The 15,823-nt window shown below is 69.5% G+C and carries 12 protein-coding genes; 6 read left to right on the forward strand and 6 right to left on the reverse strand.

Translation table 11 applies throughout. The annotated features are described in order from the left end of the window. Positions 1–55: 55 nt before the first annotated feature. The 5 genes from AB5J55_RS32350 to AB5J55_RS32370 all read left to right on the forward strand — a co-directional run bounded on the left by AB5J55_RS32350 (position 56) and on the right by AB5J55_RS32370 (position 7,225). Entirely contained in the window at positions 56–1,159 is a 1,104-nt protein-coding gene (locus AB5J55_RS32350) for a substrate-binding domain-containing protein (protein WP_369276352.1), read from the forward strand. A 202-nt stretch (positions 1,160–1,361) separates the two neighbouring features. After that, the gene (locus AB5J55_RS32355) at positions 1,362–2,153 is read left to right on the forward strand and encodes an ATP-binding cassette domain-containing protein (protein ID WP_362386766.1); all 792 of its coding nucleotides are present in this window, start codon (positions 1,362–1,364) and stop codon (positions 2,151–2,153) included. After that, positions 2,150–3,442 (forward strand): sugar ABC transporter permease, encoded by a 1,293-nt coding sequence (locus tag AB5J55_RS32360; protein ID WP_369273991.1) that lies wholly within the window; start codon positions 2,150–2,152, stop codon positions 3,440–3,442. The genes AB5J55_RS32355 and AB5J55_RS32360 overlap by 4 nt, the downstream gene beginning before the upstream one ends. A gap of 186 nt (positions 3,443–3,628) precedes the next feature. After that, a complete protein-coding gene (gene dxs, locus AB5J55_RS32365) occupies positions 3,629–5,557 on the forward strand; it encodes a 1-deoxy-D-xylulose-5-phosphate synthase (RefSeq protein ID WP_369273992.1) in 1,929 nt (642 codons plus the stop codon). Between the two features lie 144 nt (positions 5,558–5,701). Next, the gene (locus AB5J55_RS32370; RefSeq protein ID WP_369273993.1) at positions 5,702–7,225 is read left to right on the forward strand and encodes an amino acid permease; all 1,524 of its coding nucleotides are present in this window, start codon (positions 5,702–5,704) and stop codon (positions 7,223–7,225) included. A gap of 39 nt (positions 7,226–7,264) precedes the next feature. Here the strand turns inward: AB5J55_RS32370 and AB5J55_RS32375 are convergent, their stop codons facing one another. Further along, complete coding sequence (locus tag AB5J55_RS32375; RefSeq protein ID WP_369273994.1) at positions 7,265–7,672, reverse strand: NTP pyrophosphohydrolase; 408 nt, start codon at positions 7,670–7,672, stop codon at positions 7,265–7,267. 19 nt (positions 7,673–7,691) lie between these two features. Continuing rightward, on the reverse strand, positions 7,692–8,585 hold the full coding sequence (locus AB5J55_RS32380; protein WP_369273995.1) for an NAD(P)-dependent oxidoreductase: 894 nt from the start codon (positions 8,583–8,585) through the stop codon (positions 7,692–7,694). A 95-nt stretch (positions 8,586–8,680) separates the two neighbouring features. Here AB5J55_RS32380 and AB5J55_RS32385 point away from each other — a divergent pair, with 95 nt between their 5' ends. Further along, positions 8,681–9,697: a hypothetical protein gene (locus tag AB5J55_RS32385; protein ID WP_369273996.1), complete on the forward strand. Its 1,017-nt coding sequence runs from the start codon at positions 8,681–8,683 to the stop codon at positions 9,695–9,697. A gap of 96 nt (positions 9,698–9,793) precedes the next feature. On the opposite strand, the gene AB5J55_RS32390 is transcribed toward AB5J55_RS32385, so the two are convergent. The 4 genes from AB5J55_RS32390 to AB5J55_RS32405 all read right to left on the reverse strand — a co-directional run bounded on the left by AB5J55_RS32390 (position 9,794) and on the right by AB5J55_RS32405 (position 15,545). Beyond that, the gene (locus tag AB5J55_RS32390; RefSeq protein WP_369273997.1) at positions 9,794–11,920 is read right to left on the reverse strand and encodes a 3-hydroxyacyl-CoA dehydrogenase NAD-binding domain-containing protein; all 2,127 of its coding nucleotides are present in this window, start codon (positions 11,918–11,920) and stop codon (positions 9,794–9,796) included. Further along, positions 11,917–13,137 (reverse strand): acetyl-CoA C-acyltransferase, encoded by a 1,221-nt coding sequence (locus AB5J55_RS32395; protein ID WP_369273998.1) that lies wholly within the window; start codon positions 13,135–13,137, stop codon positions 11,917–11,919. Before AB5J55_RS32395 ends, AB5J55_RS32390 begins: the two co-directional genes overlap by 4 nt. A 286-nt stretch (positions 13,138–13,423) precedes the next feature. Further along, positions 13,424–14,704, reverse strand: a complete 1,281-nt coding sequence (locus AB5J55_RS32400; protein ID WP_369273999.1) for an HRDC domain-containing protein — start codon at positions 14,702–14,704, stop codon at positions 13,424–13,426. 178 nt (positions 14,705–14,882) lie between these two features. Beyond that, positions 14,883–15,545 (reverse strand): response regulator transcription factor, encoded by a 663-nt coding sequence (locus tag AB5J55_RS32405; RefSeq protein WP_003997051.1) that lies wholly within the window; start codon positions 15,543–15,545, stop codon positions 14,883–14,885. Between the last annotated feature and the right edge of the window lie 278 nt (positions 15,546–15,823).

The raw sequence follows: 15,823 nt of genomic DNA on the forward strand, positions 1-15,823 counted from the left end.
ACCTCGGCCGCAACGTCGCGGCCTCGTCAGGGAGGTTTCTGAAGTGAACACGCGTATGCGTCGTGCCGCCGTTGCCATTGCCGCTGGTGCGATGGCCGTCTCGCTGGCTGCCTGTGGCAGCGCCGAGGAAGCCGGCGGCGACAACGACTCCACCGCCTCCGCCGCCAAGGGCGACAACATCAAGGTCGGTCTCCTGCTCCCGGAGAACCAGACCGCGCGCTACGAGAAGTTCGACCGGCCTCTGATCGAGGAAAAGATCAAGGAGCTGACGAACAACAAGGCGACGATCGACTACAACAACGCCAAGCAGGACGCCAACCTGCAGGCCCAGCAGGTCGACACCATGATCACCAACAAGGTGGACGTCCTCATCCTGGACGCCGTCGACGCCAAGGCGATCAAGAACTCCGTGCAGAAGGCCGTCGACGCCGGCATCAAGGTCGTCGCCTACGACCGTCTGGCCGAGGGCCCGATCAGCGCCTACACCTCGTTCGACAACGTGGCTGTCGGCAAGACCCAGGGCGAGGCCCTGCTGAAGGCGCTGGGTGACAAGGCGACCAAGGACTCCAAGGTCGTCATGATCAACGGCTCGGTCACCGACCCGAACGCCGCGCAGTTCAAGGAAGGCGCCCACTCCGCGCTCGACGGCAAGGTCACCATCGCCAAGGAGTACGACACCAAGGAGTGGAAGCCGGAGAACGCCAACTCCGAGATGGAGGCGGCGATCTCGGCGGTCGGCAAGAACAACATCGCCGGCGTCTACTCCGCCAACGACGGCATGGCCGGCGGTATCATCACCGCGCTCAAGGCCGCGGGCATCAGCGTCCCGGTCACGGGTCAGGACGCCGAGCTGGCCGCCGTGCAGCGCATCGTCACCGGCGAGCAGTACATGAGCGTCTACAAGCCGTACGCCCCCGAGGCCACCGCCGCCGCCGAGATGGCCGTCGCGCTCGCCCAGGGCAAGTCGCTCGACTCCATCGCCAAGGACAAGGTCGACAGCGGCAGCGAGAAGGGCATTCCGTCGGTGCTCGTGCCCGTCACCTCGCTGACGAAGGACAACATCAACGACACCGTCATCAAGGACGGCGTCTACACGGTCGACGAGATCTGCGCCGGCAAGTACAAGGCCGCCTGCGACAAGGCCGGCGTCACCGGCTGAGCCGTATCGGCGAAAGCAGCTCCAGGTCCCTTTCCAGATGCGGGAATTCGTCCTTGAATTCCCGCACGGGACAGGACTGCTCCAGACTCCTCCGGCGCCCCGCGCATACGTCAGCCCCGCAAGCTCGGCGCGGGGCGCCGGACGGAACCCCCCCCAAACTTTTCTCTGCACAACCCTTCCGCCGGGTCAGGCGGCGAAGGAGATGGTTCACGTGTCCGCTACGCCCGTGTTGGCGTTGCGCGGGGTCTCCAAGCGGTTCGGTGCCGTTCAGGCGCTCACCGACGTAGAGCTTGAGGTCCACGCCGGTGAAGTGGTCGCCCTGGTGGGCGACAACGGCGCCGGAAAGTCCACGCTGGTCAAGACGATCGCCGGCGTGCACCCCATCGATGAGGGCGTCATCGAGTGGGACGGCAAGTCCGTCCAGATCAACCGGCCGCACGACGCCCAGAGCCTGGGCATCGCGACGGTCTACCAGGACCTCGCGCTGTGCGACAACATCGACGTCGTCGGCAACCTCTTCCTGGGCCGCGAACTGAAGAAGCGCGGTGTCCTCGACGAGGTCGAGATGGAGCGCCGCTCGCTGGAGCTGCTCCAGACGCTGTCGATCCGCATCCCCAGCGTGCGTATCCCGATCGCCTCGCTCTCCGGCGGTCAGCGCCAGACCGTGGCCATCGCGCGTTCCATGCTCGGCGAGCCCAAGCTGGTCATCCTCGACGAGCCCACCGCCGCCCTCGGCGTCGAGCAGACCGCCCAGGTCCTCGACCTGGTCGAGCGGCTGCGCGAGCGCGGGCACGCCGTGATCCTCATCAGCCACAACATGGCCGACGTGAAGGCCGTCGCGGACAAGGTCGCCGTGCTGCGGCTCGGCCGCAACAACGGCGTCTTCGAGGTCAAGACGACCTCGCAGGAGGAGATCATCTCCGCCATCACCGGCGCCACCGAGAACGCCGTGACCCGCCGTGCGGCGCGCACGAACGGGGAGGGTTCCAAGTGAGCATCGACAAGACCTCCACGACGTCGCAGGACCACGAGGTCCTCAACACCGAGGCCGCCGCGGCCGCGGTGACCGCCGTCGACCCCCGCCTGCTCGTGCAGGAACAGGGTCTGGCCGGCTACCTCACCGAGTTCCGGCGCAAGCTGAAGGCCGGTGAGCTGGGCTCCCTGCCGGTCATCCTCGGCCTGGTCGCCATCTGCGTGATCTTCCAGAGCCTGAACTCGGCCTTCCTGTCCGCGCAGAACATCAGCGACATCACCGTCACGATGGTCGGCACCGGCATGATCTCCGTCGGCATCGTCTTCGTGCTGCTGCTCGGCGAGATCGACCTGTCCGTCGGCTCGGTCAGCGGCGCGTCCAGCGCCATCGCGGCCGTTCTCGCGGTGAACCAGGGCTGGCCCGAATGGGCGGCCGTGCTCATCGCCGTCGCGGCGGGTGCCGTCATCGGCGCGGCACACGGCTTCTTCTTCGCGGTGCTCGGCGCTCCCGCGTTCGCCGTCACGCTGGCCGGTCTGCTGTTCTGGCTCGGCTTCATGCTCCAGACACTGGGCGAGAACGGCACGATCAACCTCGACAGCGACGGTCTGATCGGCAAGCTGACGACGTACTTCTTCACGGACGTGGCGGCCGCGTACGGCCTGGCGGCCGTGGTGACCGCGGTGTTCTTCATCACCTCGTTCCTGGGCAACCGCCGCCGTCAGGCCGCGGGCATCCCGTTCCGGCCGATGAGCGACACGATCATGCGGACGGCACTGCTGGGCATCGTCTCCTTCGCCGCGGCGGTCATGTACAACCAGTACAAGGGCCTGCCGCTGGCCACGGTGATCTTCCTGGTGTTCCTGGTGGGCACGGACTTCCTGCTGCGGCGTACCTCGTACGGCCGAAAGGTCTTCGCCCTCGGTGGCAGCGTCGAGGCCTCGCGCCGTGCGGGTATCAACGTCACCATGGTGCGGATCACCGTGTTCGCGATCTCGGGCGGGTTCGCCGCGATCGGTGGCCTGTTCCTGGCCTCGAAGATCGCTTCCGCCAACCAGAGCGCCGGTACCGGTGACCTGCTGATGAACGCCATCGCGGCGGCCGTCATCGGTGGTACGTCGCTGTTCGGTGGACGTGGCCGCACCTGGAACGCGCTGCTCGGTGTGCTGGTGATCGTCTCGATCCAGTACGGCCTGCAGCTGGAGTCCATCGCCGAGCCGGTGAAGTACATGATCACCGCCGGTGTTCTGCTCACGACGGTCGTGATCGACTCGATCACCCGTAAGACGCAGAGGACCGCGGGTCGCGCGTAGCACCCCTCGCGCACAGGCCCTGTGCCCGGCACCAATGGCGGTGCCGGGCACAGCCATGTCGTAGGCAAGGCACAAATTGGGTACAGCGGATCGCGTGGCCCACGACGGGTGGGCCGGGAACCTTCCGCCTGAGCGGAACATTAGACTCGACAAGCCCGGCAACAGCTCTACTGCAAGGAGGCACGGGTGCCGCTGCTGACCCGCATCACGGGACCGCGCGATCTGGACCGGCTCAGTCCTGAGCAGCTGGACCAGCTGGCCGAGGAGATCCGGACCTTCCTCGTCGAGGCGGTTTCCAAGACCGGCGGCCACCTCGGCCCCAACCTCGGTGTGGTGGAGCTGACCATCGCCCTGCACCGGGTCTTCGACTCGCCCAAGGACAAGGTGCTCTGGGACACCGGCCACCAGTCCTACGTCCACAAGCTGCTCACCGGCCGTCAGGACTTCAGCCGGCTGAAGATGAAGGGCGGCCTGTCCGGCTACCCCTCGCAGGCCGAGTCCGAGCACGACGTCATCGAGAACAGCCACGCGTCCACGGTCCTCGGCTGGGCCGACGGCCTCGCCAAAGCCAACCAGCTGCGCAAACGCGACGACCATGTCGTCGCCGTCATCGGTGACGGCGCGCTGACCGGCGGTATGGCCTGGGAGGCGCTGAACAACATCGCCGAGGCCAAGGACCGCCCGCTCGTCATCGTCGTCAACGACAACGAGCGGTCGTACGCGCCCACCATCGGCGGTCTCGCCAACCACCTCGCGACGCTGCGCACGACGGACGGGTACGAGCGCTTCCTCACCCGGACCAAGGAGATCCTCGACCGCACCCCGGTCGTCGGAAAACCCCTCTACGAGACGCTGCACGGCGCCAAGAAGGGCCTCAAGGACTTCATCGCTCCGCAGGGCATGTTCGAGGACCTCGGGCTGAAGTACGTCGGGCCGATCGACGGACACGACATCGAGGCGCTGGAGTCGGCCCTCGCGCGCGCCAAGCGCTTCGGCGGCCCGGTCATCGTGCACTGCCTCACCGAGAAGGGACGCGGCTACCAGCCCGCCCTCCAGGACGAGGCCGACCGCTTCCACGGCATCGGTCCCATCCACCCCGACACCGGCCTGCCCGTCAAGGCCTCGGGCGCCGACTGGACGTCGGTCTTCGGCGACGAGATGGTCGAGCTCGGCAAGGAGCGCGAGGACATCGTCGCCATCACGGCGGCGATGCTGCAGCCCGTCGGCCTGAAGAAGTTCGCGGACACCTTCCCGGACCGCATCTACGACGTCGGCATCGCCGAGCAGCACGGCGCCGTCTCCGCGGCGGGCCTGGCGACCGGCGGCGTCCACCCGGTCTTCGCCGTCTACGCCACCTTCCTCAACCGCGCCTTCGACCAGGTCCTCATGGACGTCGCACTGCACAAGTGCGGGGTCACCTTCGTGCTCGACCGGGCCGGCGTCACCGGCACGGACGGCGCTTCCCACAACGGCATGTGGGACATGTCGATCCTTCAGGTCGTGCCCGGCCTCAGGCTCGCCGCCCCGCGCGACGCCGACCAGGTGCGCGCGCAGCTGCGCGAGGCCGTCCAGGTCAAGGACGCGCCGACCGTGGTCCGCTTCTCCAAGGGCGCCGTCGGCCCCGCCGTCCCCGCCGTCGGCCGCGTCGGCGGCATGGACGTGCTGCGCGAGCCCGGCACCGACACCCCGGACGTGCTGCTCGTCTCCGTCGGCGCCCTCGCGCCGATGTGCCTGGAGATCGCCGCTCTGCTCGACAAGCAGGGCATCACCACCACCGTCGTCGACCCGCGCTGGGTCAAGCCCGTCGACGAGGCCATGGCCCCGCTCGCCGAGCGGCACCGCGTGGTCGTCACCGTCGAGGACAACTCCCGCGTCGGCGGCGTCGGCTCGGCCGTCGCGCAGGCCCTGCGCGACGCGGGCGTCGACGTCCCGCTGCGTGACTTCGGCATCCCGCCGCGCTTCCTCGACCACGCCTCCCGCGCCGAGGTCATGACCGAGATCGGCCTCACCGCGCCTGACATCGCCCGCCAGGTCACCGGGCTGGTCTCCAAGTTGGACGGCCGCTTCGACCGGACCGCGGCCGACGTCGACGCGGTGGAGCCCGCCCGGGACTGACATCACCGGTTCGGCCGGATGGGCCGGTTCCGCCACTCGTGCCGGTGGCGGAACCGGCCCATCTGTGTGAATCCCCCCGCGCCGGGGCAGGCGTACCACGCCCCCTCTCGATCATGTCGAGGACGACAAGTGGGAGGTACGACCGTGAGCAGCACACTCTTCCGGACGAAGAGAGTAGAGCAGTCCATCCTCGATACCGAGGAGCCAGAGCACGCGCTCAAGAAGTCCTTGTCCGCGCTGGATCTGACCGTCTTCGGTGTCGGTGTCATCATCGGCACCGGCATCTTCGTCCTCACCGGCACCGTCGCCAAGGACAACGCCGGGCCCGCGGTGGCCCTGGCGTTCGTCGTGTCCGGCGTCGCCTGCGCGCTGGCGGCGCTCTGCTATGCCGAGTTCGCGTCCACGCTTCCGGTCGCCGGGTCGGCGTACACGTTCTCGTACGCCTCCCTCGGTGAACTGCCCGCCTGGATCATCGGCTGGGACCTGGTCCTGGAGTTCGCGCTCGGGACGGCGGTGGTGGCCGTCGGCTGGTCCGGCTACATCCAGTCGCTCATGGACAACGCGGGCTGGACGATGCCCGACGTCCTCGGCAGCCGGGAGGGCGCCGACGCCTTCGGCTTCGACATCCTCGCCGCCGCGCTCGTCCTCGTCCTCACCTTCATCCTCGTCCTCGGCATGAAGCTGTCCGCGCGGATCACGTCCCTGGTCGTCGCCATCAAGCTGGCCGTCGTCCTGACCGTGATCATCGCCGGTGCGTTCCTGATCGACGCCGACAACTACGACCCGTTCATTCCGAAGACCCAGACGGTGGACGCCGCCAGCAATCTCGACGCCCCGCTGATTCAGCTCATGTTCGGCTGGGCTCCGTCCAACTTCGGCGTGATGGGCATCTTCACCGCCGCGTCCGTCGTGTTCTTCGCCTTCATCGGCTTCGACGTCGTGGCCACGGCGGCCGAGGAGACCAAGAACCCGCAGCGCGACATGCCACGCGGCATCATCGGCTCACTCGTGATCTGCACCACGCTGTACGTCCTCGTGTCGATCGTCGTCACGGGCATGCAGCACTACAGCCGGTTGTCCGTGGACGCCCCGCTCGCCGACGCCTTCAAGGACACCGGGCATCCGTGGTTCGCGGGCTTCATCAGTTTCGGCGCCGCGGTCGGCCTGACGACGGTCTGCATGATCCTGCTCCTCGGCCAGACCCGTGTCTTCTTCGCGATGAGCCGGGACGGACTGCTGCCCCGCTTCTTCTCGCACGTCCATCCCCGGTTCAAGACCCCGCACCGGCCGACGATCCTGCTCGGCGTGATCATCGCGGTCCTGGCCGGCTTCACCCCGCTGACCGAACTCGCCGCGCTGGTGAACATCGGCACGCTGTTCGCCTTCGTGGTCGTGGCCATCGGCGTGATCATCCTCCGAAGGACCCGCCCCGACCTGCACCGGGCCTTCCGCACCCCGTGGGTGCCGTTCCTCCCGATCCTGTCGGTGTTGGCCTCGCTGTGGCTGATGATCAACCTGCCTGCCGAGACATGGGTCCGGTTCGCCATCTGGATGGCCATCGGCGCCGTCGTGTACTTCCTCTACGGCCGCTCCCACAGCCGCCTCGGACGGCACGAGGAGACGACCGCGAGCGAAGCGGGCAAGGAGCAGCCCGGGGACACCGCATAGGCCGAACGGACGGCTGCAAGGGCCGCGTACGGCAGCCGGCTACGGCCGGACCGTGCGCGGCCCTGCCACGTCCGCCCCCAACTCGGACACCCGCCGCCGCAGTTCCCGATCCGCGGTCACCACCAGGCAGGGCCGTCCGTCCGCCCGCGCGACCAGCTCGACCATGTGGTCGTCGCCGCTCCCGGCAGCGGACTCCACCCGCACCCCCGGCACGCTTTCGACGCCCCGAGCGGCCCCCTCGACCACGAGCACGATCTCCACGGGCCCCGCACGCCCCGGCACCCCGTCCGCCGCCAGCCGGTCGCGCAGCCGCTCCGCGGCCCCCCGCCGGTCCCGCCACCACCCGTCGGGCACCGACCCGACGACGTTCGCGGCGTCGACGATCACGAGCAAGGGCACGTCGTCGGTCAGGGGGACTTCTTCGGTCGGGGGGACGCCGTCAGTCATGGGGCCAGGGTCGCACGGCTCACTCCGAGGCCTTGTCCTCCGCGAAGCTGGCGAAGTAGGCCGCCGCCATGTCCTCGTCCCCATGCCCCTGCTCATCGGCCCGCTCGAACCGCTCCGCGCTCGCCGCGGCCACATCCAGGCGTACGCCGTGCCGCTCGCCCGCCGCCACGATGAGCCGCGCGTCCTTCGCCGCCGTGGTCACCGCGAACTGGGCCGGGGTCAGCCCCCCGTTCAGCACCAGGCCGGTCTTTGCCCGCAGATACCCCATGTCGAGCGGGCCGCCGTCGATCACCTCGAAGAACCGCTGCGGATCCACATCCAGGGCCTTGGACAGCGCCAGCACCTCACCGGCCGCGTTCGTCACCGCGAGCACCCAGCTGTTGGCAACCAGCTTCAGCCGCGTCGCACTGCCGGCCTCGCCGTCCTCGCCGGTCCATACCGTACGGGCGCCGACGGCATCGAACACCGGCGTCACCGTCTCCCGGCCCTTGACGGGCCCCGCCGCCAGCACGGTGAGCTGACCGGCCTCGGCGGGCTGGCGGGTGCCGAGCACGGGGGCGTCGTAGAAGACCAGGCCGTGGTCGCGGGCGAACGCGGCGAGGTCGGCGACCCCTTCGAGGCCGGCGGTCGTCGACTGCACCCAGACGGCACCGGAGCGCAGCGCGGGCGCCGCGTCCCGCATGACGTCCAGCGTCGCGGGACCGTCGTACAGCATGGTCAGGACGACGTCGGCGCCCCGGACCGCCTCGGCGGGGGTGTCGGTGACGAGGGCGCCGTCGGCGGTGAGGGGCTCGGCCTTGGTGCGGGTGCGGTTCCAGGCGCGGACGGTGTGCCCCGCCTTGACGAGGTTGCGGGCCATCGCGGCGCCCATGATGCCGGTGCCCAGGACGCTCACGGTGAGCTTGTCGGTCATGACGTCGACTTCCTGTTCGCGTGCGGACGTTGCTGTGATCCAGCTTGCCCGGGGCCGGGGCACGACGTCCGCACGCCCCCGAATAGAGTGAACCGGTGAACGGCGACTGGCTCATCCGCGGCCGCGACGGCCGCCTCAGTGTCTATCTGCCGACCGACGACGCCGTCCTGTGCCGGGCGGAACTCGGACCCGGCGGCCCCTGGGAACCCCCGCGTCGGGTCGGCGGCGAGCAGAAGCTGCGTCCCGGCCCCGCGGTCGGCCAGGGCGCCGACTGCTACGCCCATCTGGCCGCCTGGCGACCCACCAAGCCGGGCGAGGCGGGCCTCGTGCACTCCACGCACTTCCGCCCGCGCCTCGCAGCGCTGGACTGGATCCCCATCGGCCACCCGAACCGGACCGGCGACCGCACGGGCATGCCCGCCGTCACGGTCGACGCGCAGGGGCGCTGCCATGTCTTCGTCCGCAACAAGGCGGGCGGGGTGAGCATGCTCGGCCAGAAGGCGGTGGGCGGCTGGGGCCCGTGGCGTGACCTCAAGGGGCGCGAGGTCGATGAGCGGCTGGCCGCCGTGACGGGGGAGTCCGGGCTCGTCGAGCTGTACGCGGCCGTCCCCGGAGCCGTCCTGCACTGGCGGCAGGAGAGTCCGGGCGCCGTCCCGGTCCTGGAGGAGGCGATGGAGACGCCGGTACGCCCGGGCACGCTCCGCGCCCTCGCCACCTCCGCCGAGCACACCACGCTCTTCTACGCGGACGACTCCGGCGACCTGTGCGCCTGGCGCCCCGGCACCAAGCCGGTCACCTTGCTGGCGTCCGCCGGTCCCGGCCCGGTCTCCGTGATCCGCTGCGAACTCGACGGCCACGACTGCACGTTGCTCGCCCAGCGCTCGGCGAGCGGGCGCGTCGCCTTCGCCGCGTATCCGACGGAGCAGGAGTCGGCGGGGGCGTGGTGGACGGAGTCGGGACCGCCGCTCGCGGCGGACGCGGTGGTGGCGCTGGCGCTGGACGAGGACGAGCGGGTGGTGGCGGCCACGATGTCGCCCTCGACCGGGCAGCTGCTGATCACCCGACGCAAGGAGGAGCCCGGGCTGGCGCTGGAGGCCTGGCGAGAAGTCTGACTCCCCGGGAGGCGTGCCTGCGCGGACGCGAAGGCGCATCACGCACGCGAAAGGGCCCCTGCCTGAGCAGGGGCCCTTACTGGCGTACGAGTCGGGTTACGCCGGAACCGACGCCACGCCCGGCGCCAGGAACTTCTTGCCGTTCACGCGCTCGGAGACACCCTCGCGGTCCAGGTACGGCGTGATGCCGCCCAGGTGGAAGGGCCAGCCGGCGCCCGTGATCAGGCACAGGTCGATGTCCTGGGCCTCGGCGACGACGCCCTCGTCGAGCATGAGCCCGATCTCCTGGGCGACGGCGTCGAGGACGCGCTCGCGGACCTGCTCCTCGGTGAGGACGGAGTCGCCCTGCTTCAGCAGCGCGGCGACCTCCGGGTCCAGCTCCGGCTTCCCGCTGTCGTACACGTAGAAGCCGCGCTTGCCCGCCTTGACGACGGCCGCGAGGTTCGGGGAGACCGTGAAGCGGTCCGGGAAGGCCCGGTTGAGGGTCTCCGAGACGTGCAGACCGATCGCGGGACCGACCAGCTCCAGCAGCACCAGCGGCGACATCGGCAGGCCGAGCGGCTCGATGGCCTTCTCCGCGACCTCGACCGGGGTGCCCTCGTCGATGACGTTCTGGATCTCGCCCATGAAGCGGGTGAGGATTCGGTTCACGACGAACGCCGGGGCGTCCTTCGTCAGGACCGCGGTCTTCTTCAGCTTCTTGGCGACGGCGAAGGCCGTGGCCAGGGAGGCGTCGTCCGTCTTCTCGCCGCGGACGATCTCCAGGAGCGGCAGGACCGCGACCGGGTTGAAGAAGTGGAAGCCGACGACCCGCTCGGGGTTCTTCAGCTTCGACGCCATCTCGGAGACCGAGAGGGAGGAGGTGTTGGTGGCGAAGATCGCGTGCGCCGGGGCGACCGCCTCGACCTCCGCGAACACCTGCTGCTTGACGCCGATCTCCTCGAAGACGGCCTCAATGATGAAGTCCGCGTCCGCGAAGCCCTCGGCCTTGTCCAGCACACCGGTGACCAGGGCCTTGAGGCGGTTGGCCTTGTCCTGGTTGATACGGCCCTTGCCGAGCAGCTTCTCGATCTCCGCGTGGACGTAGCCCACACCCTTGTCGACGCGCTCCTGGTCGATGTCGGTCAGCACGACCGGCACCTCCAGGCGGCGCAGGAAGAGCAGGGCGAGCTGCGAGGCCATCAGACCGGCGCCGACGACACCGACCTTGGTGACCGGGCGGGCCAGGTTCTTGTCCGGGGCGCCGGCCGGGCGCTTGCCGCGCTTCTGCACCAGGTTGAAGGCGTAGATGCCGGCGCGCAGTTCGCCACCCATGATCAGGTCGGCGAGCGCCTTGTCCTCGGCGTCGTAGCCCTGCTGGAGGTCGCCGTTCTTGGCGTCGGCGATGATGTCGAGGGCGCGGTAGGCGGCCGGAGCGGCCCCGTGCACCTTGGAGTCCGCGATGAAACGGCCCTTGGCGACGGCCTGGTCCCAGGCCTCACCGCGGTCGATCACCGGGCGCTCGACCTCGACGTCGCCCTTCAGCACCTGGGCGGTCCAGATCAGCGACTGCTCCAGGAAGTCGGCGCCCTCGAAGATGGCGTCGGCGATGCCCAGGTCGAAGACCTGCTGGCCCTTGAGCTGCTTGTTCTGGTTGAGGCTGTTCTCGATGATCACCGAGACGGCCTTGTCGGCGCCGATCAGGTTCGGCAGGATCGTGCAGCCGCCCCAGCCGGGAACCAGGCCGAGGAAGACCTCGGGGAGCGAGAAGGCCGGGAGCGCCTTGGAGACGGTCCGGTACTTGCAGTGCAGACCGACCTCGACGCCACCGCCCATCGCGGCGCCGTTGTAGTACGCGAAGGTCGGGACCGCGATACCGGCGAGGCGCTTGAAGACCTCGTGGCCGCCCTTGCCGATGGCCAGCGCGTCCTTGTGCTCCTTGAGGAGCTCGACGCCCTTGAGGTCGGCGCCGACGGCGAAGATGAACGGCTTGCCGGTGATGCCGACGCCGACGATGTCGCCGGCCGCGGCCTCCGCCTCGACCTGGTCGATGGCGGTGTCGAGGTTGGCCAGCGACTGCGGGCCGAAGGTGGTCGGCTTGGAGTGGTCGAAGCCGTTGTCCAGCGTGATCAGGGCGAAGCGTCCGGCGCCGAACGGCAGGTCGAGGTGGCGTACGTGCGCCTGGGTCACGACCTCGTCCGGGAACAGCTCGGCCGCGCCCTTCAAAAGCTCAGCGGTGCTCACTTGCTGCCTCCGTCGAAGTTCGGGTTCTCCCAGATGACCGTCGCGCCCATGCCGAAGCCGACGCACATGGTGGTCAGGCCGTAGCGGACCTCAGGCTGCTCCTCGAACTGACGGGCGAGCTGCGTCATCAGACGCACACCCGAGGAGGCCAGCGGGTGACCGAACGCGATGGCGCCGCCGTACTGGTTGACGCGCGCGTCGTCGTCGGCGATGCCGTAGTGCTCCAGGAAGGCCAGGACCTGGACGGCGAAGGCCTCGTTGATCTCGAACAGACCGATGTCGGAGATGCTGAGCCCTGCCTGGGCGAGGGCCTTCTCCGTGGCCGGGATCGGGCCGTAGCCCATGACCTCCGGCTCCACACCCGCGAAGGAGTAGGAGACCAGGCGCATCTTCACCGGGAGGTTGTTCTCGCGGGCGAAGTCCTCGGACGCGATGAGCGAGGCGGTGGCACCGTCGTTGAGACCGGCGGCGTTGCCCGCGGTCACGCGGCCGTGGACGCGGAACGGCGTCTTGAGACCGGTCAGGTTCTCCATCGTCGTGCCCGGGCGCATCGGCTCGTCGGCGGTGACCAGACCCCAGCCGGTCTCACCGGCCTCCGGGTTGGTGCGGCGCACCGAGATCGGCACCAGGTCCTGCTGGATCTTGCCGTTGGCGTACGCCTTGGCGGCCTTCTCCTGCGAGCGCACGGCGTACTCGTCGGCGCGCTGCTTGGTGATCGTCGGGTACCGGTCGTGCAGGTTCTCGGCGGTCATGCCCATGAAGAGGGCGGACTCGTCGACCAGCTTCTCGCTGACGAACCGCGGGTTCGGGTCCACGCCCTCGCCCATGGGGTGACGGCCCATGTGCTCGACACCACCCGCGATGGCGATGTCGTACGCACCGAAGGCGACCGAACCGGCGACCGAGGTGACGGCGGTCAGGGCGCCGGCGCACATACGGTCGATGGAGTAGCCGGGCACCGACTGCGGGAGGCCCGCGAGGATGCCGGCCGTGCGGCCGATGGTGAGGCCCTGGTCACCGATCTGCGTGGTCGCGGCGATGGCGACCTCGTCGATGGCCTTCGGGTCGAGACCGGGGTTGCGACGCAGCAGCTCCCGGATCGCCTTCACGACGAGGTCGTCGGCGCGGGTCTCGTGGTAGATGCCCTTCGGGCCCGCCTTGCCGAACGGGGTGCGGACGCCGTCGACGAAGACGACGTCCCTGACGGTACGAGGCACGATGGCTCTCCTCCAGAGGTGCGGGATCTGCACTGCTGCGCTGCGCAAGCGCTGAGCGCGCGCTCAGGCTCATGCTACTTATGAGTAACGTAGCTGCACAGTCCTGGAGGGGGGAGCGGCGAAGGTCACATCCCCGGGGGCCTCCCCATGCCGTCGGAGGATCTTGGCGTGATCTCGACGTCGCTGTTCCGCTTCAAGGGTCCGTTCGGCGCCCGCTGGGAAACGATCTCGGCAGGAGCGGGCTGGTGATCCTGCCGAGGCTGATCGTCTTCCGGGTGAGGCGTTGCTAGGCCGACAAAGCAGCAACCAGCACCGGCGTGACCTGCTCGACCTGCCAGGCCCGAGCCCCATGGCCCGCCAGCGCCTCCGCGACCGACTCGGCGTCGACGGCCTTCGGCGGCTCCCAGCAGACCCGTCGCACGGTGTCCGGGGTGATCAGGTTCTCCTGCGGCATGTTGAGCTGCTCTGCCAGCGCGGACACGGCGGCCCGAGCCGCGGTGAGCCGAGCCGCGGCAGCAGGGTCCTTGTCCGCCCAGGCACGGGGCGGTGGCGGCCCCGTCACCGGCTGCCCCGGCGCCGGCAACTGCGACTCGGTCAAAGCCTTCGCACGATCGACGGCGGCCTGCCACTGCTCCAGCTGCCGCCGCCCCATGCGATGCCCGAACCCGTTCAGCGCGGTGAGAGCGTGCACATTGCCCGGCAGCGCGAGCGCGGCCTCCACGATGGCCGCGTCCGACAGCACCTTGCCCGGCGACACGTCCCGCTTCTGGGCGATCCGGTCCCGCGTCTGCCACAGTTCCCGCACGACGCCCAGCTGCCGACGCCGCCGCACCTTGTGCATCCCGGACGTCCGCCGCCACGGATCCTTGCGCGGCTCAGCGGGCGGCGCGGTCGCGATCGCCTCGAACTCCTGCCGCGCCCACTCCAGCTTCCCCTGCCGGTCCAGCTCCTTCTCCAGCGCGTCCCGCAGATCCACGAGGAGCTCGACATCCAGCGCCGCATACCGCAGCCACGGCTCGGGCAGCGGCCGCGTCGACCAGTCGACGGCCGAGTGCCCCTTCTCCAGGACGAACCCGAGCACGCTCTCGACCATCGCGCCGAGGCCGACTCTGGGGAACCCGGCGAGACGCCCGGCCAGCTCGGTGTCGAACAGCAGGGTCGGCACCATGCCTATCTCGCGCAGACAGGGCAGATCCTGGGTGGCCGCGTGCAGCACCCACTCGACGCCGGACAGGGCCTCGCCGAGTCCCGACAGATCAGGACAGGCCACGGGGTCGATCAGCGCGGACCCCGCGCCCGCGCGGCGCAGCTGCACGAGATAGGCGCGCTGGCCGTATCGGTACCCGGACGCGCGTTCGGCGTCGACGGCCACGGGGCCGGAGCCGGCGGCGAAGGCGGCGATCACTTCGGCGAGCGCGACCTCGTCGGCGATCACGGGCGGAATGCCCTCGCGGGGCTCCAACAAGGGGATCGGCGCCTCCGTAACAGAAGACCCGTCGTCTTCCGGAGGGGCGCCTCCGGTGGTTCGCAGTGAACTGTCTGCTGCGGTCTCTTGGGCGTCGGTCACATGTCAAGGGTATCTGTGTATGGACAGCGCCCGCCGACGGAACGTTCCGTCGGCGGGCGCCTGAGGGTCGTAAACCAGTCAGCCACGTGAAGGTTCCGGTCCACGACAGGTGAGGGACGCGGGCGGGATCAGCGGCCGATCCCGTTCACGTCAGTGAATGATCAAGTGTTCATGGAATTCAGTGGATGATGCCCGTCCGCAGGGCCACGGCGACCATTCCGGCGCGGTCACCGGTGCCGAGCTTGCGGGCGATGCGGGCGAGGTGGCTCTTGACGGTCAGGGCGGACAGGCCCATCGAGACGCCGATCGCCTTGTTCGACTGGCCCTCCGCCACCAGCCGCAGCACCTCGACCTCGCGACCGGACAGCTCGCGGTAGCCGCCCGGGTGGCTCGGGGCACCCGGGTGGCGACGGTGCATACGGGCTGCGGCAGCGCCGATGGGGGCGGCACCGGGCCGGGTGGGGAGCCCGACGTTGGTGCGGGTACCGGTGACGACGTAACCCTTCACGCCGCCGGCGAGGGCGTTGCGAACGGCGCCGATGTCGTCGGCGGCGGAGAGGGCGAGGCCGTTGGGCCAACCCGCGGCGCGGGTCTCGGACAGGAGGGTGAGGCCGGATCCGTCGGGCAGGTGGACGTCGGCGACGCAGATGTCGCGGGGGTTGCCGATGCGGGGACGAGCCTCCGCGATGGACGAGGCCTCGATGACGTCGCGCACACCGAGCGCCCAGAGATGACGGGTGACGGTGGAGCGGACGCGGGGATCGGCCACGACCACCATGGCGGTCGGCTTGTTCGGGCGGTAGGCGACCAGGCTTGCGGGCTGCTCGAGGAGAACGGACACCAGGCCTCCTGGGGTGCGGGGACGGCTTTCAAGGTCACAGTCGTCTTCGGCACCAAACCCGTGGCCCTTTAGGGAAAGATCACGATTTAGTGAGTAACAATCGGGGCAATTCAGACACACGGTCGATCGACTGGCGAGGAAATCGGCTCGATCAAGGGCGATTCCTGACCGAAAGTGGCCGTATCGACAAAGTGACGGTCAAGTCGGTGGCAGTCGCCGCGCGTGGTGATCACAACGAGGAGCCGTCACAGCAAGTGACGGCCACAGGGGTATTGGCG

It is taken from the genome of Streptomyces sp. R11 (assembly GCF_041051905.1).
GTDB lineage: Bacteria > Actinomycetota > Actinomycetes > Streptomycetales > Streptomycetaceae > Streptomyces.

Coding starts and splice junctions, on each gene's coding strand:
- AB5J55_RS32350 (WP_369276352.1), top strand. CDS start 56: ATGCGTCGTGCCGCCGTTGCCATTGCCGCTGGTGCGATGGCCGTCTCG.
- AB5J55_RS32355 (WP_362386766.1), top strand. CDS start 1,362: ATGGTTCACGTGTCCGCTACGCCCGTGTTGGCGTTGCGCGGGGTCTCC.
- AB5J55_RS32375 (WP_369273994.1), bottom strand. CDS start 7,672: ATGACTGACGGCGTCCCCCCGACCGAAGAAGTCCCCCTGACCGACGAC.
- AB5J55_RS32380 (WP_369273995.1), bottom strand. CDS start 8,585: ATGACCGACAAGCTCACCGTGAGCGTCCTGGGCACCGGCATCATGGGC.